This window comes from Pseudomonas sp. GW456-L12 (assembly GCF_059424045.1).
In genome coordinates, this window is record NZ_JBWKZA010000005.1 from 172,229 (window position 1) to 192,107 (window position 19,879).

The 19,879-nt window shown below is 61.4% G+C and carries 17 protein-coding genes; 12 read left to right on the forward strand and 5 right to left on the reverse strand.

Features of this window, described 5'->3' with window-relative positions:
• Positions 1-23 precede the first annotated feature (23 nt).
• The 3 genes from AC07Y9_RS08690 to AC07Y9_RS08700 all read left to right on the forward strand — a co-directional run bounded on the left by AC07Y9_RS08690 (position 24) and on the right by AC07Y9_RS08700 (position 4,811).
• Complete coding sequence (locus tag AC07Y9_RS08690) at positions 24-641, forward strand: response regulator (RefSeq protein WP_102678726.1); 618 nt, start codon at positions 24-26, stop codon at positions 639-641.
• A gap of 7 nt (positions 642-648) precedes the next feature.
• Positions 649-3,849 (forward strand): ATP-binding protein, encoded by a 3,201-nt coding sequence (locus AC07Y9_RS08695; protein WP_173679752.1) that lies wholly within the window; start codon positions 649-651, stop codon positions 3,847-3,849.
• Between the two features lie 119 nt (positions 3,850-3,968).
• Entirely contained in the window at positions 3,969-4,811 is an 843-nt protein-coding gene (locus tag AC07Y9_RS08700; RefSeq protein ID WP_102678725.1) for an EAL domain-containing protein, read from the forward strand.
• A gap of 50 nt (positions 4,812-4,861) precedes the next feature.
• On the opposite strand, the gene AC07Y9_RS08705 is transcribed toward AC07Y9_RS08700, so the two are convergent.
• The 4 genes from AC07Y9_RS08705 to AC07Y9_RS08720 form a co-directional block, all read right to left on the reverse strand.
• Positions 4,862-5,860: a fimbrial protein gene (locus AC07Y9_RS08705; protein ID WP_102678724.1), complete on the reverse strand. Its 999-nt coding sequence runs from the start codon at positions 5,858-5,860 to the stop codon at positions 4,862-4,864.
• 1 nt (position 5,861) lies between these two features.
• Positions 5,862-8,381, reverse strand: a complete 2,520-nt coding sequence (locus AC07Y9_RS08710; RefSeq protein ID WP_102678781.1) for a fimbria/pilus outer membrane usher protein — start codon at positions 8,379-8,381, stop codon at positions 5,862-5,864.
• A gap of 92 nt (positions 8,382-8,473) precedes the next feature.
• Positions 8,474-9,193: a fimbrial biogenesis chaperone gene (locus AC07Y9_RS08715; RefSeq protein ID WP_102678723.1), complete on the reverse strand. Its 720-nt coding sequence runs from the start codon at positions 9,191-9,193 to the stop codon at positions 8,474-8,476.
• Between the two features lie 71 nt (positions 9,194-9,264).
• Positions 9,265-9,855 carry a fimbrial protein gene (locus AC07Y9_RS08720; RefSeq protein WP_102678722.1) on the reverse strand — a complete coding sequence of 197 codons (591 nt, stop codon included), beginning with the start codon at positions 9,853-9,855 and terminating at the stop codon, positions 9,265-9,267.
• Between the two features lie 676 nt (positions 9,856-10,531).
• Between AC07Y9_RS08720 and AC07Y9_RS08725 the strand changes: the two genes are divergently transcribed.
• Positions 10,532-10,966, forward strand: a complete 435-nt coding sequence (locus tag AC07Y9_RS08725; RefSeq protein WP_102678721.1) for a DUF1090 domain-containing protein — start codon at positions 10,532-10,534, stop codon at positions 10,964-10,966.
• Between the two features lie 95 nt (positions 10,967-11,061).
• On the opposite strand, the gene AC07Y9_RS08730 is transcribed toward AC07Y9_RS08725, so the two are convergent.
• A complete protein-coding gene (locus tag AC07Y9_RS08730) occupies positions 11,062-11,391 on the reverse strand; it encodes a fimbria/pilus outer membrane usher protein (RefSeq protein ID WP_256580859.1) in 330 nt (109 codons plus the stop codon).
• 623 nt (positions 11,392-12,014) lie between these two features.
• Between AC07Y9_RS08730 and AC07Y9_RS08735 the strand changes: the two genes are divergently transcribed.
• The 8 genes from AC07Y9_RS08735 to mtnP are packed head-to-tail and all read left to right on the forward strand — an operon-like array spanning position 12,015 to position 19,877.
• Positions 12,015-13,094, forward strand: a complete 1,080-nt coding sequence (locus AC07Y9_RS08735; protein ID WP_007924527.1) for a Gfo/Idh/MocA family protein — start codon at positions 12,015-12,017, stop codon at positions 13,092-13,094.
• Positions 13,084-14,193, forward strand: coding sequence for a DegT/DnrJ/EryC1/StrS family aminotransferase (locus AC07Y9_RS08740; protein ID WP_087087343.1), 1,110 nt, complete (start codon positions 13,084-13,086; stop codon positions 14,191-14,193). The genes AC07Y9_RS08735 and AC07Y9_RS08740 overlap by 11 nt, the downstream gene beginning before the upstream one ends.
• Positions 14,193-14,705, forward strand: coding sequence for an NUDIX hydrolase (locus AC07Y9_RS08745; protein ID WP_223265658.1), 513 nt, complete (start codon positions 14,193-14,195; stop codon positions 14,703-14,705). Before AC07Y9_RS08740 ends, AC07Y9_RS08745 begins: the two co-directional genes overlap by 1 nt.
• The gene (locus AC07Y9_RS08750) at positions 14,702-15,808 is read left to right on the forward strand and encodes a DegT/DnrJ/EryC1/StrS family aminotransferase (RefSeq protein ID WP_102678719.1); all 1,107 of its coding nucleotides are present in this window, start codon (positions 14,702-14,704) and stop codon (positions 15,806-15,808) included. Before AC07Y9_RS08745 ends, AC07Y9_RS08750 begins: the two co-directional genes overlap by 4 nt.
• Positions 15,789-17,159, forward strand: coding sequence for an NAD(P)/FAD-dependent oxidoreductase (locus AC07Y9_RS08755; protein ID WP_092421483.1), 1,371 nt, complete (start codon positions 15,789-15,791; stop codon positions 17,157-17,159). The genes AC07Y9_RS08750 and AC07Y9_RS08755 overlap by 20 nt, the downstream gene beginning before the upstream one ends.
• Positions 17,156-17,854 (forward strand): HAD family hydrolase, encoded by a 699-nt coding sequence (locus tag AC07Y9_RS08760; RefSeq protein WP_102678718.1) that lies wholly within the window; start codon positions 17,156-17,158, stop codon positions 17,852-17,854. The genes AC07Y9_RS08755 and AC07Y9_RS08760 overlap by 4 nt, the downstream gene beginning before the upstream one ends.
• Before the next feature lie 2 nt (positions 17,855-17,856).
• Complete coding sequence (locus AC07Y9_RS08765) at positions 17,857-18,969, forward strand: fatty acid desaturase family protein (RefSeq protein WP_102678717.1); 1,113 nt, start codon at positions 17,857-17,859, stop codon at positions 18,967-18,969.
• Positions 18,966-19,877 carry an S-methyl-5'-thioadenosine phosphorylase gene (mtnP, locus tag AC07Y9_RS08770; protein ID WP_102678716.1) on the forward strand — a complete coding sequence of 304 codons (912 nt, stop codon included), beginning with the start codon at positions 18,966-18,968 and terminating at the stop codon, positions 19,875-19,877. Before AC07Y9_RS08765 ends, mtnP begins: the two co-directional genes overlap by 4 nt.
• Positions 19,878-19,879: the final 2 nt, after the last annotated feature.

Here is a 19,879-nt window from a genome sequence, read left to right on the forward strand (position 1 = left end):
GCCTTTTTGACTCCGGTGGTTGTATGAGTATGAAAGCCCTAATCGTCGATGATCACCCCTTAGTCTGCCAGGCAATCCGCCAGGCCCTTGTATCTATCGGCTTCGAGGCCGTTGGCGAGACAGCCGATGGCGTGGATGCGTTGCGCATGATCCAGACGTTGGCACCAGACGTGGTCATCCTCGATATCGGCCTGGAGAAACTTGACGGCCTCACCGTGCTCAAGCGCATCACCCGCGAGAAGCTCGATACCCGCGTGCTAGTGTTCACCTCCCAGGCAAAGGAGAACTACGCAGTACGCTGCCTGCATGCCGGCGCCAGTGGCTTCGTCAGTAAAAGCGAATCGATCAGCAAGCTGATCAAGGCAATCGAAACGGTTGCCGAGGGCTATGTGTTCTTCCCGAAGGACTGTATGACGCTGCTCGGCAAGCCGGAGTCGACGGGGGACTTGGAAGACCTCACTGATCGCGAACTGCAGGTACTCAAGCTGTTGGCCGAGGGTTTTTCCAACAGCGAGATCGCTGCCCGGCTGAGCCTTAGCCGTAAGACTGTCAGCGGGCACAAGGTGAATATTCAGACCAAGCTGGGGGTGGTCTCAGTGATCGAGCTGGCCGATATCGCGCGCCGGCACGAGTTGGTCTGAGCCGACAATGAGCCATTCGTGCCTGCTGCGCTGCCTGACGGTGCTAATCCTGCTATTTTGCTGGCGCAGCGGCATGGCGCAAGAGTACGAACTGCTGCCGTTCGCCCGGCAATCGCTCGAAGATCTGAAGGTAACGCTGTCCGTATCCGAACAGCAGTGGCTGGCGCAGAAACCCTCCCTGATGGTTGGTGTTCTGAAGGATCCGCTTCCACCGCTGCGGATCTTTGTCGGGGGCCAGCGCTTGGAAGGCCTCCTGGCTGATTACATTGTGGCCTTACAGCGGGAACTGGGTACGCCGATTCATGTGCACTCGTTCCAGACTCGCGAGGCCATGTATGACGCATTGCGCGATGGGCGCATTGACATGGTCAGCAACATCAATCCGCTGATGGCCTCTAACTACGGTCTGGTCCTGAGCCCGGCCTATGCCCTGACCGAGCTGTCGCTGTTCTCAGAAAGTGGAGACCTCCGCGAATACAGTACGACTGATGGCCAGACGCGCATCGCCGTCGCAAACGGCATGATGCTGGAGCTTTTTCGCAGTGCCGGTGGTGACGGCCGGTTTCAGCGCTACCCGTCAGCGTTGCAGGCGATGGCGTCGGTGCTGACCGGCGAGAATGACGTGTTTCTCGGCGACGAGCTTTCCACCCACTTCCTCTCAAGCCAGCTGTTCAGCAACCAGCTGGTGGTCAACCAGAGCGTTAAGTTGCCCGAGGTTCAGGTCGGTTTCGGCCTGATGCCAGGCAATCGGGTGCTTGAAGGCATACTCAGGCGTGCTCTGGGGGGGCTGAACCGATGCCAGAAGATCGATGCGCAGTACATCTGGGGCGATACCGAAGAGTGCTGGCCCGATGACTTCCGCAGCCGTCTCAGTGCAGATCAGAGAGCGTGGCTTGAGAACGCCGGTACCGTGCGCCTGGCAGTCAGCGAGGACATTGCCCCCTACGCATTTTTCAACAATCGAGGACGCTTCAGCGGCATAGCTTCGGACGTGCTGGACATCATTCGGCGCAAGACCGGACTGCACTTCGAGATCGATCGCGTCAGCTCGTTGAGCAAGGCCGGTGCCTTGCTCGACCGAGGTGCGGCGAGCTTGAGCATCCTCCCTGAAACAGCCTTTCTCGATCGGCCTTACCTGCATACCAGCGCGCTGGTCACGGCCCCCTACCTGTTTGTGCAGCGCCAGGATGCGCAGCCGATGACGCTCGATGCACAGACTCGCGCAACGGTAGTGGTCGCCAACGGCTACCTCGATCCCCGTCAGTTTAGCGCCCTGTATCCGAACCTGGTGTTCAGGAAAACCGAGACCATGGGCGAGGCCTTCAATCTGGTGCGCGATGGCGATGCCGACATAGTCCTGGCCCCTGCCAACCTGGGGCGTTACTACCTGTCCTACAAGTACGAGAGTAGCTTGAAGGTCGGCGGAATCTTCAACGGCCTAGTTGTGCGGATCGTGTTCAGCGCGGCGAAGGACCAGGGGCAGCTGGTTGCCATCCTGAACGAGGCGCTGCTGGAGATCACCCCACGCGAGTACCTGCGGCTCGCCGGCCGTTGGCGGGCCAACTCGGCCAACGACGACAAGTACTGGGAGGGCGTCGCGTCCTTAATCTGGCGTTCCGTGGGGCTGCTCGGCGTGTTGCTGTTGGTCGCCGGTGTGCTGATAGTCGTCCAGCGTCGACGTATTCAATGCAAACGCTCGGAGCTGGAACAACGCCAGTTGCTGCTTGATGAGCTGCAGCAGGCGAAGGAGTCGGCGGACGGTGCGAACCGCGCCAAGACAGTGTTTCTTGCCACCATGAGCCACGAAATCCGCACCCCGCTCAACGCCATCATCGGTATGTTGGAGCTGGTGCTGACACGCCGCAGCGAAACCGAACTGAATCGGCAGTCGGTGCATATCGCCTACGAGTCGGCCATCGGCCTGCTCGCCTTGATCGGCGATATCCTGGACATTTCCCGCATCGAGTCGGGAAATCTGACGCTGATACCTGAGCCGGCGCGCATCAGCGAGTTGCTGGAGTGTGTGGGTAATGTGTTCTCGGGGCTGGCAAGGCAGAAGCAGTTACGGCTGACCCTGGATATAGACGCGCGGGCTACCGAGCTGGTCTGGGTGGACGCGGTGAAGGTCAAGCAGATTGTTTCCAATCTGTTAAGTAACGCGATCAAATTCACCGAGCATGGCGGCGTCGACCTGAGCTGTTCGGTAGTTGAGGCCGGGGATGCGACATTGAGCTTGCGAATCAGCGTGACCGACAGTGGTGCAGGCATTCCCGCCGCGCAGCTGGATCAGCTGTTCAAGCCCTTCTACGTCGTCGATGGCGCAGTGGGTAATCCTAATGCCGGCGCGGGTCTGGGCCTTGCGATCAGCCAGTCTCTGTGCGTGCTGATGGGCAGCGGTCTGGAAGTGGAGAGCGAGGAGGGCAGCGGTACGCGAATGAGCTTCGCAGTCTCCCTGGAACGAGTGAAGGTCGACTCCATCGTATTGCCCGAAAGTTCGGGCAATACGATGAAGATCGATGAACCGCTGACGGTCCTGGTCGTCGAGGACCACCTGCCGAGCCAGTATCTGCTTGTCCAGCAGATCGGTTACCTGGGGCATCGCACGTTGACCGCCTGCAACGGCTTGGAGGGACTCTCCCTGTGGAACGAGCATGCGGTCGACATCGTCATCACAGACTGCAACATGCCGGAAATGGACGGGCTGGAAATGACCCGGGCGATCCGTCGCTTGGAAGGTCTGCAAGGCACCAGGCCCTGCCTGATCATCGGTCTCACGGCGGATGCGCAACGTGAGAGTCTGGGGCAATGCCACGATGCGGGAATGGATCATGCGCTGGTGAAACCGACCAACCTGGTGATACTCAACCGCCTGATTCCCAAGTTTGGCGCCGAGCAGATCCACGCACCCGACGGGCCGTCTTGGACCCATGACATCCGCGCCTCGATGGTTGGCCAGGTAGTGGCGAGCAACCAGGGTGAAAGCGCTGCGCTGCGCCAAGCGCTGGACGACGGAGATGTGCCCGCGCTGCGGAGCATTGCCCACAAGCTCAAGGGCACAGCCTACTTGCTCAATCACCAGGCGCTGCTGGAGCGGTGTGTCGAGGTCGAGGAACTGTGCGTCGACGGGCTCACCCAGGAGCTGAACGAGGCGGCCCAAGTGCTGCTCAATGCCCTGGAGCAGATCGACCGGTCCCTACAGATGGCGTGACCCCAGAAGATTCTTGGCTCTAATCGAGAACCGTCTCAGTCACTTTGCAGATGCGTCTTTGAGGGTGGGAAAGGTCATTCGCATAGGCTTTGCGGGTGATTTGAACCAGGGTTCCCAACATGTCCATCGCACTCTCCACCCAGTTTTCCGACGGCGAAAGCCGACGTTCTCCCCGGCTCGCTGCTGCGGCACAGGAGCCTGATGCCATCGATATCCGCAGGGGACTGCGACGCGGCGAGTTCCAGGCTTACGTGCAGCCCAAGTTCGACCTGCAGAGCCAGGCGGTGCAGGGTGTGGAAGTCCTCGCACGCTGGCATTCCCAGCGCGGCCTCATGACTCCGGCAGCGTTCATCTACCTGATGACCCGTGAGCAGTTGCTCGATGAACTACTGAGTAGTCTTCTAGCACAGGGCCTGGCCTGTCAGGTCGAACTACATCGGCAAGGTCGCGAACTGAGTTTCGCTTTCAACCTCAGTCTGCATCAGCTTGCCAGCGATTCGCTGGTCGATCAGTTGGCTGCACGACTGCAGCAGCATCCGCTGCCGTTGTCGTCGGTGACACTGGAAATTACCGAGGATGCATTCACCAGCGTCTCGCCCGCTGTTCAGCAGCGCCTTGTGTGCCTGAAGGAACTTGGTGTACGCCTGTCGATGGATGATTTCGGCACGGGTTACTCCTCGCTGTGGCGTCTCAACCAACTGCCATTCGATGAGATCAAGCTGGCGAGGGAATTCACGGCCCAGCTAGAAAGTTCGCCGCGCGCGCGAGCTATCGTTCGGCATGCGCTGTTCCTGGCTGAGGACTTGGGGATGCAATTGATTGTGGAAGGAATCGAGACCCAGTCGCAGCGTTCGCTACTGATGCAATTGGGTGCCTGTTTTGGCCAAGGTTATCTCTGCGCTGAGCCCATGCCGGTAGATTCGCTGGGCACATGGTTGAAGCGGTCGCACCAACCCTTCTGAAACGAAAAGGCCGGGATTTTCAACCCCGGCCCCACCGCCTCCCACTTGGATCAGTCGTAATCGATAATGTAGTTCAGCGTCCCGTTCGCCTGACCGGCTTCAACGGTCTGTACGTTCTTATGGGCATAGCCAGCACTGACGGACAGGCGATAAAGCTCGCCGCCGGGTTGGCTGTTGATCCAGTCCATGGCAAGGGCGCTGCCCTTGGAGAAAGGCAGCGGGGCGCCTTTGCCATCTTTAAGTGCGATCTCCACGCCTTTCGCTCCCCCTGCATCAAGGTTCAGGCGCCCCGGTCCATCGGAGCTACCTTCGAAATAGACTCGTACAGGAATCTTTGTGCCCGCTGGCAGCCCGGAACATAGCACGTCGAGATTGAACTGCTTCTGCTGTTTGCCGATTTCCCCGATGGAAACCTTCCCGAGGGGAATAGTGAGCTTCTCGACGCCTGCGCAGCCGGAGAAGTAGCTGCGGGTTTCCAGATTGGTGCTGCCTCCGACCTTAATCTGCGCCGCACTCCAGCCGTTAATGTCCTGTTCGATGGTGAAGTTCATCGACGCCATACCCTGGGCGACGTCCCGCGCGGTACGGATGAATTCGAGCTGCACGTCACTGATCACGTTGATGTACATGTTGTCGCTGTTCATATAGGTGTCGATCCGCGGCAGGCTGCCAACGGTGCCGCTGATGCTACTCATGAAACGCACGCCGACACCAGGAATGCCGGTCTTGTACACATCGGTGAACCCGTCCGCCAGTTCAGCGCCGGAAACGTAATATTCGCCCCGGTAGGCCTGTACGGCCGGATAAGGGCATTTTATTTGCAACATTTCGTTATGGATGATCGTCTTACGTGGACTAGCCATGACACCGCCGATAGCCACGCTCTGCAGGTCCAACTGGCTCGGTGCAGTCATCGTGAAGTATCTTTTCTGGTCGCCAACACCGTTGCTATTCGGACCCCATCTGCACCCACCCGGATTGGCCGCCTGTGCCAAGTTTGAACCCAGCACGGCGCAGGTCGCCGCCAGGGCTAGAAGCTTCATTTTCATTTCAGGACTCCGTTGCCGGCTGAGCGACGCATGCCGCGTTCACCTGGTCGTACACCAGGGACGCATCGCGCTCAGGTAATGTATAGGGAAGGCTGCAACTGCCCCCCGCCCAGCGCACCTGCAACTGGCCTTTCTCGGTAACGCCGAACACCAGCGCTCGGGACTGGTTGTCCACCACGGCTAGCAGTTTCTGTCCGTCGAACAGCTGCGCGCCAAAGGGAATCCGCGTGCCATTGGCCTGCAGTAGGTCGAATTGCACGCGTCGTCCGGAGGAGGCGTCGAAGCGCGCCTTGACCACGGCACCCCGGCGGGGCACGACCCGCGTCGAGGTCTCGCTGACATCCACGTCCGTTCCCAGGGTCTGGGTGTTGAGGCTGAGGTCGTTGTAGCGGTAAGGCTGCACGTAGCCTTCGATGGTGTAGCCGGCGCCATTGGTGCGCGCCGTTGCGCCTTCCAGACTGGCACCTTTGACGCCTGGTACCTCGACCAGGGCGAAGGTTTCGCCCACGGGCTGACCGAAGGTGATCCCTCCGCTGTGGGCGACCACTGAGCCGGTAGCTGTCAGGTCCAGGTGGCGGGATGAACCGGATTTCGCATAGTTGCCGGCGAGCTTGACCGAGGGCGCATCCCAGCCCAGGCCTACGCTTCCCGAGCGATCGCTGCCGGCCTGGCCGGCCTGTGCCGAGTAGGACAGGGTGCTGGCATCGTTCAGGTAGCCGGAGACTCCCGCCAGCAGGTTGTCGTCACCTTTGCCTGCGGTCGTGTAGCTGCTGTACACGCGCTGCGAGAGCGAGCGGGAGCCGAACGGAATGCTCGCCGAAAGCGCCACTTGGTTGTCCGAGCCTTTCGAACGCCCGGCGCTCTGGGTGCGTGACGCGGAAATGTTGTAGCTGACCTCGCCAATATTGCCGCTGTAGCCCAACTGAATACGGCGGGTATTGCCGCTGCGGTTCCAGTAGGTGGTTTCACCGAGGCTAAGAAACACCGAGTCGTTGTTGTACACGGTCTGGTTGATGCTCAGGTCGAGGCGGTTCTTGGGCCTGACGCTGATGAAGCTCTGGCGATCGACCTCGGTCATTTCCTGAATGTGCTCGCTGAGTGTGCGATAGCCGGAAGTGGAATAGCGGTATCCGACCATGGTGAAAGTCGTGTTAGTGCTGTTGAGCGTCTTGGAGTAGAGGAACCGCGCACTCTGCCCAGTGCTGGCCTTGCCATGGTCCGGGCGCGAATCGCTGTTGGTCACGTCCAGCGACATACCGCCTACCGGCGTGTTAAGGCCCAGACCCAGGTTGACGGCGTTGTATCCGTCGGCCCCGAGCAGGCCGCCGTAGGTGGTGAGGTTGTCGCTGGCTCCGTAGACCGCCGTGCCCTGCCAAAGGCTTGGATTTTTCTTCCCTTCGTTGTCGTAGCGACCCAGTGACAGGTTGTACTGGAAGGTCCCGCGACGCACCATCACCGGCAGGTAGGAATAGGCCTGGGTGAACTTGCGCTCACGGCCATCCGATTCGATGATCGTGATTTCCAGATCGCCATTGGAACCACTGGGATAGATATCGCGGATCTCGAAGGCGCCGGGCGACACGGTCGTCGAGTAGATGACGTAGCCGTTCTGGCGAACTTCTACCGTGGCATTGGTTTCCGCGATACCGCGCACCATCGGTGCGTAGCCAGATTCGTTATCCGGCAACATGCCGATGTCCGACGCCAACTGCAGACCCCGGAAGCGACTGCTATCGAAGATATCTCCGTTGGTGTAGAGCTGACCGATAGCGAAGCGTCCTTTCAGCACGGTGACGTCATGCTCCAGGTAGGTCCGGTTGCTGGAGAAGTGACGCGACAGACCGGTGCTCTGGCTGATCGACGAGTCGTTGCGAAAGCGCCACTGGCCAATGTTGAAGCCGTTGCGCAGGCCCAGGTAGGCATAGTCGCTCTTGAAGCCATCGCCGCGGTTGCGGTTGAAGTTCAGCTGGTAGTTAGTGAAAGCGGCAGTCACGCCGTCGTCCCACAGGGAGGGATCGACGTAGCCGCGCGAACGGCGCTTTATGTACGCTTGTGGCACGCTTACGTACAGCGCGAGTCGGGAGGCGTCCATTTCTATGGACGCACCCTCGATGCGCAGCAGGATCACCGGGTCGTTGTCCGCACTGTCGGACGAAACAATGCCTTCGCGCTTAAGGCGCTCGACGTCCACGCCGATTTCGCGCAGCAGGCTCAGGCTCAGGACCGGCTGAGCGTCGTTGGAGCCACCCTCGTCGTCGGCGCGAAAGCTGATTTCCTCACGACGTTCCAAACGCTGGTTCAGGTACAGGTCTACGCTGTACTTGCCTGGAACAACACCATTGTTCTGTTCGAAGTAGCGCAGATCGATATCGGCGCCCTTGTTCTGCAGGAACATGGGGTTGAATTGCGCGGCGGATACCGAAGTAGCGCCCAGCAGGCTGGCCGCGGTGAGGAGAGGAATTCCGGTACTCGAACACTTCCAGGTTCGCTTCTTTTCAGGCCTCTTCTTGTATTCATTCATGTTCATGAACAGCACTTTCCTGTGCGCATAGGAACGCGAGCTGAGAACTCAGCGTGCGCAAGAGTTGTACGGAGGTGAGCGTGGAGAGGGCGTCAGAACTGGAGTGGAGCGTCGTGCCTGTTCAGGGCGCCGTAGTCGTTGATCGACTCCCAGCGAATCTTTGCAGCGCCACTGAAGCCGGCGGGAAGTCCCTTGATAATCATTCTGCGAGTGTCCCGCGGGCCGACCATGGCGGACTCAACTGGGTATTCCTTCTCGCCGGCAATGACGCGGACCTGGGCCAGCGAGACGTGGAAGGCGGAATCGTTGGTGGCCAACACCATCGGCGCACCGTCAGTCTTGAGCAGGTTCCACTTCAGTTGGTTCGCTGCCTCGTCTGCGCTACCGGGAAGGCCGTTGGGTCGGTAGAACAACTTGAGCCGCTGCCGGAACGCGACCTGCAGGTTGTTGCTGGCTTCGGAGATCTGCGGGATCTCCTGAATGCTCAACCAGACCACCGATTCACGATCCTGCGCGAGGCCCTTGCCTTGGTAAAAAATGCGCAGCGTCTGTTGTTTGCGGTGGCCCAGTCGCGCCAGTGAAGGCGTAACGGCGAAGGGCACATCTATCTCAGCACGGCCCGGTTCGGCTTCTATCCACGACTGGATCATGATGTCCTCGGTACCCAGGTTACTGACCTGCATGGACGCCTCATGGTCGCTGGCGGGAAAGATGATGCGAGTACCGCCGACCTGGATGCCGGCCAGGCAGGTCCCAGCGATCATGGACAGCGTCAGCAGCGTGCAGAGGCGGAAAAGGAATCCAGGTTTCATTGCTGGCTCGGAAAAAGTCAGAGGAACGAATAGAAAAACGCGGGGGCGTGATGCGCCCCCACTGCAGCGGCTTACTCGTAAGTAAGAGTGAACGGCAGGGTGCCGTTGGCGGTGCCCGGCATAAGCACGTCGCCGTTGGCGACGTAGGAGGCACGCATGTTTAGAGCGGCGGAGTATTTGGCTTCTGCGCCTTCGCCGGCGACGGTCAGTGGCGCGCTATAGGCTTCGTTCGCCGACAGGTTGATCAGCTTGCTGTTCTCGTCATACATGCCGATCCCCACACCGGTGGCGGTGCCGGTAATTTTCAGCAGGCTGTTGTTCTTCGGATCGACGCCCGAGCCGGACATCGGGTCGAAGCCGAACTTGACGGTGGTCAGGCCGGCGGCGGTGTTGCCGCAATCCAGGTTCAGGTTGATCGAGGTGCCGGCGGCGAGGCCCGATTCGCTCGAACCAGCCAGTGTGTCCATGCTGACCTTGCCCAGGTTCACATCGACGATCTGCTGGCCCTTGGTACCGCCAACGGAGGAGCCGGCACCCGCTGAGGCCACGCAGGATGCGGCGGTGATCTCGCCGGTGAAGTTGATAGTGCCGTCGGCGGCCATAGCATTGCTGCTCAGTACGCAGGCGGCGGAGGCGAACATCAGGAACTTGATTGCTTTCATGGAGACAGAACTTCCGTGCAGGTTTATATCAGGCAATGACGCAATGTTTCAGCGCCGGGAAATTCTAAGAGGCGAGATGAGCAGGATTAACAAGAAATGTCTTGGAAGGCGGCGAGTTGTATCTTGAATTGGATAGGTAGTGGGAATTCTTGATGATAAACAGTGTCGTTAAGCTTCTCTGCGCTTGCGGTTCCAATAATTGTTCAAAAGGAGCAGTGATATATTTCAGGGGCTGTGGGGCGAGGGAAACATGAAGGACACTTGTTTAAGCGTGTGCGTGGAACTGGCATCCTTCGGACGGTACCCCTATTAACAAACAGCTGACGGGCGCTCGCTGTGGCCGAGAAAAGCTTAATGTAGTGTTCGAGTTTAGTTGATTACTACATTGACTCATCAACCCTGAACGGCTTTTGCAGAAAGAGGCCCGTGTGATGTTCCAGTCGACAGAACAACCCAAACCTGTTCGATCGCGATCATTGCCGATTTCCCTCACCGAAGACTCTAAGGTCATGATTTTGAGCTGTTGGTAGTGCTCCAGCATCTGCGTCAAAGCCGCGCCGCTCCTGGCTGAGACAGCTTGGGTGGAGGCGGATCTGTAGGTATACCTGAGCGCACCAAATAAACGGAAGGTGGGACAATTTCCCTATTTTTTGAGTTTTAGTTAAGGACTTCAATTATGAAAAATCTGACAACCTCTGTATTTCCGTTAGTACTCATCTTGGGGGCAGTATTCTCTACTCCGGCCTCTGCTGATTGCGCACATAAACGTGCTGCCATTGAATATCAGATCCTGCAAGCGGAGAAGTACGGCAATACCAACCGCGTGGCAGGACTGAAAAGGGCACTGAGTAGAACAAACGCCTATTGTGTCGACCACAGCTACGTCAGTCAGATCACGAGTGTGGAGAAGAGAGTAGTGAAACTCGAAAGCAAACTGCACGATAAACAGGACGACGTGCGAGAAGCCCAGATCAAACTACGCGAAGCTCAAGCTACGGGCAGCCCCAAAAAGATTGCCGAGGTTCGAAGGAAACTGCAGGAAAAGCAGGATGACTTGAATGAAATAGCGACCGAACTGCGAGAGGCACAAGCGATGCCGGGTGATAGTTGAGGGGCTTGTTTGGTATCTGAAGTCAACACGCTGAGTTTGCAAGCCAACATCATCAGGGAGTCGTAACCGACGGGCTAGGATGACCCTGAGGGCTGTCAACGAAGAGAGCGAAGCCGGCAATCGTCCCGCTCTTGGCTAACCAGTGCCTTTTTGCCCTGAATCACGGTGGGTTTGCGATAACCAATGGCGCCTTCAGTCAAGGTGGTTTCGGTGACCGACTTGCTCGCGTCCATGTCATCGGGCAGGCGATTGAGGTCGATCTGGACATCGGTTCGGTAATAGCTGTTGAAGGTAGGCAGTACCGCCACCCCCATGGCGTTGGTGCGGGTTTCACCATTTTGCAGCGGCACCCCGGCAACACCGTCGGTGTCGAGCATGATCCGTGTGCCGCCGCTGATTTTTCGGCCCGGTCGGCGCTTTGACAACGGGCCTATATGGCCCGTTGCCTTATGTCCGGATTATTCAAAACAATATGATGAAACGATATAGCAACTGATTTGCGCTCCTAAAAAGCCTGATCTATACATCCAAGCCACACATTGATGAGGTGTGTGCAAAGCAAGGGCTCACGGAACCGGAGCCCCTGCATAACAAGGGATAGAAACAGCGCTTCAAGGATGATTCAGCCATGCATGCGTATCGGCATTTCGGTCGTTGTTCCGTTTTTAAACGAAGCCACAATTCTTCGATCCAGGTTTTCGGCCAGGTTGCTCATTGCCACCGGCGTTCGATTCGACCTGGTTCCCCTCCTTCCTATTGCCTTCGCGGCGCTATCCCTTCTGCCCATCGCGCTTCTATGACTCCTCGGCATCAGCCGGGTGTCGGCGTGTGGCGAGAAACATCCGAGTGTTCCACCCGGGTGACCCTGGGCAACAGCCCGAACGGACTCTGTAAAGGTGATCCGTTGTTCTGAGGCAATCCTGCCTCGATTGAAGCGAATGTCGGACCGGATCGGCTCACCCCGCAGGTGACCCGAGGCGGATCCCGTGTAGTCGTTCGTCCAACCTTTTTATGACGCAGTACCCACTTTTCCAGGATGGAGATGGTTATGACTGTACTCAGAGTTGGCATCGTCGGCCTCGGCGCGCAGATGCAAGAAAACCTGCTGCCCACGCTTCTGCAAATGCCGGATATTCGCATCGTCGCCGTGTGCGACAGCGACCTGACCCGCGCCGGACAGATTCACCGTTTCATTTCCGAGGTCGCGATCACCGACGACTTCGATGAGATGCTCGATACCGCTGCGCTGGATGCGGTGGTCATGGCGTGTCCGCCCCAGGCGCACCGGGACCTGGCGATCAAGGCAATGGCCAAGGGCGTGCATGTCTTCGTCGAGAAGCCGCCGTGCTTCACCCTCGCCGAGCTCGAATACCTGATCGGCGCGGCGCGCCAGGCCCAGGTCGTCACCGGTGTGGGCATGAACTTCAAATATGCCAAGCCCATGCGCCAGCTGCGCGATATGACGCGCACCGAGCAGTTCGGCAAGGTCGTGCACATCCAGCTCAACCACTATGCGAGCAAACCCACCGCGCCGCTGTGGGGGCTGGATTCCACGCTGCGTTCGTTCCTGCTGGCCCAGGCGATTCACACCATCGACCTTGGCGTGACCTTCGGCGGCGGCGAATTGCGCGATATCGAATCCCGGGTCCAGCGCCACGAGGACTCGCTGCTGGTGAGCCTGGAGCTCGGTTTCAGCTCCGGCGCGACGGTCAGCCTGCTGAGCGGGACGATGTTCCCGTACTTCGAATTCGACATGAAGATCGTCAGCTCCAATTCGATGATGGTCGAGCTCAACAACCTGTGGAACATCACCCTGCACGAACCGGTGCATGGCACCGGGGCAACCGGCACCGCCAAGCGCTGGCGCGGCGCGTGGCAGCCAGGGCCGCTGGATTCGGGTTATGAGCGCAGCGGTTATTTCGGCGAACTGGAGAAGTTCTTCGACGCGGTGCGCAACCGTACGCCTTACGAGGCCAGCTTCGAGAGCCTGCTGCCGACCTTCCGGGTGATCGAGCAGATCTGTCATGCCGACAGCGCCCGCGCCGATGTCGCCCCCGTGCTTGCCCTCCACTCCACCCATGCCGCCAAGTCCCCAGCCTTTCTCGGAGCCCAGACCAATGTCCTCTAATCTCTCCAGCGCCGCCCGCATCTCCGTTTCCGACAAATACCGTCCGGTGTACGCCGACGATCTGTTGACCTTGCAGAACACCCTGGAACGGCCGCTGTCCGGCACCAGCGATGTGGTGGGCGAATACGAGGTCAAGCTGGCAGCCTGGTTCGAGGCGCGGCATGCGATCGCGGTCTCCTCGGGTGGCGCGGCCCTGAGCGTGGCGATCTACGCCGCCGGCGTCGGTCCCGGCGACGACGTCCTGCTGACGCCGAGCTGCCCGCTGTGCACCATCTATCCGATCATCGCCGCGGGCGCCAACCCGATCTTCGTCGACACCCGCCGTCACGGTTTCGGCGCCGACCCGGAATCGATCAAGGCCCGCATCACCCCGCGGACCCGGGCGATCATCGATATTCCGATGTGGGGCTACCCCACCGAAGTCGATGAGCTGCAAGGCCTGACCCGCGAGCTGGGGATCAAGCTGATCCTCGACCTGGCGCATTCCCATGGCAGCACCCTCAATGGCCGGCCGCTGTCGGCCTACGGCGACCTGTCGTGCTTCAGCACCCACGAACGCAAGCCGCTGGCCACCGGCGAGGGCGGATTCATCCTCACCGACGACGACCAACTGGCCCAGCGTTGCCGCGACTACAGCCGCTTCGGCAACCTCAACGGCAAGGACTTCGGCCTCAACTACAAGCTGGCCGCGCTGCCTGCCGCCCTGGGCGCCAACCGCCTGGACTCGCTGGCCGCGCAGATCGAGCAGCGCCGCGCCAATGCCACCTACTTCCTGCAGCAGCTCGACCACAGCAAGGTGCGGGAAAAGGTCATCATCGAGGGCGGACGGACCAACTACTACTTCCTCAACCTGGAGCTGCATTTCGCCGACAACCGGGCCTTCATCGATTACCTGGACGAGGCGGGCATCCCGTCGGACATCAAGCGCTACGGCTGCAAGGCACTCTACGAGTTCCCGGCGCTGGCCCAGTACCGCAACGACTGCCCCAACGCCGAGGCGCTGCTGGCCAGCATGACCACCATCCCGGTCCATCCGGACATCACCCGCGCCGAACTGGACTACATGGCCGAACGGATCAACCAGTACGGGGCCGCATGATGACGGACGTTCTTGATCGTTCGACCCTGGACCGGCATTTCACGGCCTCGGCGTTCGTGTTGAACCCCGACCGCAAGATGCTCCTGCTGCACCACCGCAAGCTGGGGGTCTGGCTGTATCCGGGCGGCCACATAGAACAGGGGGAAACCCCTGATGTGGCGGTGCTGCGCGAGATCTACGAAGAAACCGGGATTCACGCCGCCCTGCTGGGCGAGCGTGACCTGGAACTGGCCGATGCCGAGACCGATGTCACTGTGTTGCACCAGCCTTACCGGATCCTCTGCGAATTCATCGATGACAAGCGCGGGCCGCATTACCACCTGGACCTGATCTACCTCACCGCCACCGACCTGCGGGCTTGCCCGCCGGAGCGCGAGGTGGAAAACGCGCGCTTCTTCAGCCGGCAGGAAACCGCCGAGCTGAAGATGTTCCCCAACTTCCGGCGCATGGTGGACCGGGTGTTCGCCGATGCCGAGGTGTGGGACATGGTCGGCCGGAAGGTGGCGCCATGAACCAGGCCCTTGCTCAACAGGCCCGGGTCATCGCGGACAAGTGCGGCCACGATACCGCCGACGATGTGCCCGAGCTGCAACGCGCCCTGGCGACAGGGCTGACCGGCACCTCGCAGATCGTCGAGGACTACGAGACCGCGCTTGCCGTGTTGTACGGCGTGCGTCATGTGATCGCCGTGTCGTCGGGGGCCGCTTCGGTCACCGCGGCGCTGGCCGGCGTGCGGTTCCAGCCGGGGGACGAAGTGATAGTCGCGCCCACGTGCCCGATCTGCACCGTCCTGCCGATCCTGTCCCTGGGCCTGGTCCCGGTGTTCTGCGATGTGGCGCCGGACAACTTCGGGCTCGACCCGGATGACCTGCAACGCTGCATCGGCCCGCGGACCTGCGCGGTGATCGAGGTGCCGATGTGGGGGTACCCGGTTGCCTCGCATACCACCTGGGCCACCACGCGCCAGGCCGGCATCCCGCTGATCCAGGACCTGGCCCATGCGCACCTGACGCGCCTGAACGGCAGCTGGCTGGCGCAGCATGGCGACATCAGCTGCTTCAGCACCCACGACTGCAAATTCATGTCCACCGGTGAGGGCGGTTTCGTCATGACTGATGACGACGAGCGCGCCAGCCGTATCCGCGCCTACACCCGGTTCGGCAACCTCACCGGCGAAACCCTGGGCATCAACCTCAAGCTCGGCGGCCTGCAGGCCGCCCTCGGGCTGGCGCGTTCGCGGCAGCTGGAAAGCCGCTTGCACCAGCGCCAGGCCAACCGCCGGCAGCTGCTGGAGCAACTGGACAACCCGGCGATCCGCGAACTGCCGCTGACCCCCGGTGGAGAGGCCAACGCCTATGCCTTGCTGTTGCAGGCGGTGGGGCACGACGGACGTGAACTGGTGCACTACCAGCAGCGTCACGGCATCCCTTCGGACATTGGCAAGTACGACAACCAGCCGCTGTACCAGTTGCCGCTGCTGGCGCAGTACCGCCGCGATTGCCCCAACGCCGCCCGGTTGCTGCGTTCGCTGACCACGGTGCCGCTGCACCCGGGCCTGGCGGGCGACGACCTGGCCTACATTGCAAAGGTGCTCAATGACTACTCCCCAGCCTGATACCGCCACGGGCGGTCGCCATGCCGTGGTCATCGGCGGCAGCGTGACGGGCTGCCTGACGGCCGCGGTCCTGGCCCGGCGTTTCCAGCGGGTCACGGTGATCGAGAAGAGCGATTTCTTCGACGAAACCGGGCCGCGCCAGAGCCTGCCCCAGGAGCACCACGTTCACCTGTTGCTGCTGCGCGGCAAGCAGATCATCGAAGGCATCTTCCCCGGCACCCTGAGCGCTCTGGAGCAGGGCGGTGCGCAAGTGGCCGACCTGGGTCACGACGTGAAGTGGTACCAGGGAGGGCGTTGGAAAAACCGTTACCGCAGTGGCATTTATGCCCATTACTGCAGCCGGCGCCTGATCGACAACCAACTGCGCCGGGCCCTGCTCGGCGTGCTGAACGTCGAGGTGCTGTCGAGCACCCGGGTCACGCAGATCGAGTTCACCGGGGTCGATCCTTCCCGGCGGGTCGAGGCGGTGACCGTTGACGATGGCCACGGCGAGCGGACGCTGCGCTGCGACCTGCTGGTCGACGCCAGCGGGCGTGGCACGCGCTTGCCGACGTGGCTGAAAGAGGCCGGCTTCGGCGAGGTCGAGACCAGCGTGGTCAAGACCGAGCTGGGTTATGCGTCGCGCATCTACCGGCGCCTTCCGGCCTATGCCGAGCAATGGCAGGTCCTGCTGGTGCTGCCCAAGGCGCCGCTGCAGCGTTCCATGGGGGTGATCAGCCCGATCGAAGGCGACCGCTGGATGGTCACCACCGGTGGCTGGTTCGGTCACTTTCCCGGCAACGATCCGCAGGAGTTCCTACAGGCGCTGGCGGCGCTGCCGGTGCCGGATATCCATGAGGTGATCCGCGACGCCGAGCCGCTGTCGCCGGTCTACACCTTCAAGATGCCCGGCAGTCGCCGCACGCACTTCGATCGGGTCGAGCACTGGCCGGCCGGGCTGCTGGTGGTCGGCGATGCCCTGAGCAGCATGAACCCGCTGTACAGCCAGGGCATGACCATCGGCGCGCTGGAGGCCGATTGCATCGACCGCCACATCGACCAGGTATTGCAGGGCGGCCAGGGCTTTCGCCAATTGCAGGGCCGCCTGTGCGAAGTGGTCGATGGCGCCTGGAGCATGGCCACCACCGAAGACTTCCGCTTTCCCGAAACCGTAGGCCAGCGCAGTTGGCGCACGCGTTTCCATCATTGGTACGGCGCCGGCCTGGGCCAGGTCTCGGCGAACAATCGGCGGGCCCTGGAAACCCAGATTGGCGTGACCAACCTGGTGATGGAGCCCAGCAAGCTCTACACACCGGCGATCGCCTCGCGTATCGCCCTCAACGCCCTTCTTGCGGAGAAAACCCGACCATGATCGATGATCGACTGCACTTCTCGGGGATCGAACACCTGGTCTTCGACTGGAACGGCACCCTGATCGACGACATCGCCCTGGCGGTCAGCGCGGTCAATCGCTGTGGCGAGCGCTATGCGGTGCCGCCCATCGATGCCGTGCGCTACCGTGCGCTGTTCGACTTTCCGATTGCCGATTTCTACGCCTCCCTGGGGTTCGACCTGCAGCGCACGCCCTTCGCGCGAATTGTCGAGCACTACCTGGAGCATTTCGATACGAATGTCGCGCAGTGCCCGCTGCACGCTGGGGTATTCGAGGTGCTGGAGGCAGCGCGCAATGCCGGTATCGGCGTCTCCATCGTGTCCGCCTCGCATTGCGACGTGCTGCGCAAGACCCTGGAAGCCAAGGGCCTGCTCGGGCATTTCGAGCATGTCGTGGGGCTGAGCCATAACCAGGCCACCAGCAAGACCGCCGAGGCCCTGATGCTGCAGGAAAAGCTCGGCACACCGGCCGGGCGCACCCTGTTCATCGGTGACACCCTGCACGACTACGACGTGGCGCGGGCCGTCGGCTGGCAGCCGCTGCTGGTCAGCACCGGTCATCAGGACCTCAACCGCCTGCGGCAGGCCGACGCCCCGGTCTTCGGTGGGTTGGGCGAACTGCTGGGCCATTACGCCAGTGACGAGCGGCGCGCCGTCGTTCACGAGGGGGCCTGATCATGGACACCGAGCACATTGTCCTGTTGGGCCTGATCGCTGCTTCGCTGCTGTTGCGCGCGCTGGTGGCGTTCTATTACCGCGATGCGCAGCGGGTGCTGCGCCTGCTCAAGCTGATACCGCGCCTGGAGGGGCGGCGGGAGCAGTACTACCGCCCGCTGGATACCTGGTTCGCGCCGTTGCCTTTTATCTGGACGTGGCTGGATATAGTCGCCGCGGTGCAGGCGGCGTCGATCTACTCGTCGCCGCTGGCCTGGCTGGCCGTGCTGCTGTGGAGCGGCGGGCGCATGCGCGCGTTGCAGGAGTTCGGACACAACGCGGTGCACTTTGCCCTGTGTCGCCACCATGCCTGGCAGTGGTGGCTGAGCAACGTGTTCTACCAGTTCCCGATGTTCAAGCGCGACATGCGCAGCCGGCACCAGACCCACACCCTGGAACACCATCGCCACCCCAACCATCCGCAACTCGATCCCAACCGCGCCCGGGTGCATGCCGGCGGCTACGTGGCGGGTCTGTCGCCCAGTGGTTTTTATGCGCTGTTGCTGTACCCGCTGACCCCCCGCGGGGCCTGGGTCAATCTCACCACCCTGGTGCGCAGCAGCCTGCTCAACCACTCACGCCTGACCACCCTGGTGCGGTGCCTGAGCGTGGCGGCGGTGGCGGCGTTGCTGTACGCCTTCGGTGGCTGGAAAGGCGTGTTGTTCGGCTGGTTGCTGCCGTTGCTGACGTCCTATCCGGTGTTTGCCTGGATCTCGCTGCTGACCGAGCACCGCTGGTTCATCGAGGGCACCGCGCGCAATCGCCGCGAGCTGGAATACCTGGCGGGCCGGCCCACCGATTACTTCGGGGTTTCCGGCTGGCTGGTGCGGGTATTCATCGCCCCGACGTCCGACGCCTATCACCTGGCGCATTCCCTGTACCCCGGCGTGCGCTGGAACTACCTGCCGGCGATCGACCGGCACCTGAAAATCCACGAACCGCGCTACAGCAGCAACGCCAGCGAAGGGCTGCTGTTGCCTCGCGGCAATGCGCCCACGGCCCTGTCCGAACTCTATGAGCGCCTGGTGTGCACCGAACACGAACCGTCCCCCCTGAAGTCGAGAGGTAGCCTGTGACCCATTCCACTCCAACCCAGCACGTTCAACGTATCGGCATCATCGGCGGCAGCGGCCTGCAACAGCTGCCTGGCCTGCAGGACATTCAGCAAGTGGAATGCACGACCGCCTTCGGCACGCCGTCGTCGCCGCTCACCCTGGGCACGCTCAATGGCGTGCCCGTGGCCTTTGTCCAACGGCATGGCGTGGGGCATGTGATTCCGCCGGCCTCGATCAATGCCCGGGCCAACATCGCCGCGCTGCGCAGCGTCGGTTGCACGCAATTGCTGTCGGTCAGCGCAGTGGGCAGCCTGACCCACGACGCGCCTCCCGGCAGCTTTGTGCTGATCGACCAGTACATCGACCGCACCATCCAGCGGGAAAAAACCTTTTTCGGCCCCGGGCTGGTCGGCCATGTGCCCTTTGGCGAGCCGGCCTGCGCGCGTATGCGTGGCGTGCTCGCCGAGAGTGCCGAGGCCACTGATATCCAGGCGCGCAACGGCGGCACCTACGTGGTCATGGAAGGCCCGCAGTTCTCCACCCGCGCCGAGTCCCACCTGTACCGCCAGTGGGGTGGCACGGTGATCGGCATGACCGCGATGCCCGAAGCCAAGCTGGCCCGCGAGGCCGAGCTTTGCTACGCGATGATCGCCATTCCGACCGATTTCGACTGCTGGCACGAATCCCACGAGCCGGTGAACGCCACCCTGGTGGCGCAACGCATGGCGGACACCTTCAACCTGACCCGGCGCTTGGTGACCGAAGCCGTGACGCGTCTGGGCCGGCATGCCGGTGCCTGCCCCTGCGGTTGCGACCGCGCCCTGGACACCGCGGTGATGACCGCGCCCGAGCACCGGGACCCGCGCATGGTCGAGCGTCTGTTGAGCGTTGCGCCCCATGCCACTCATCTCTCTGCAAGCAAGGAATGAAG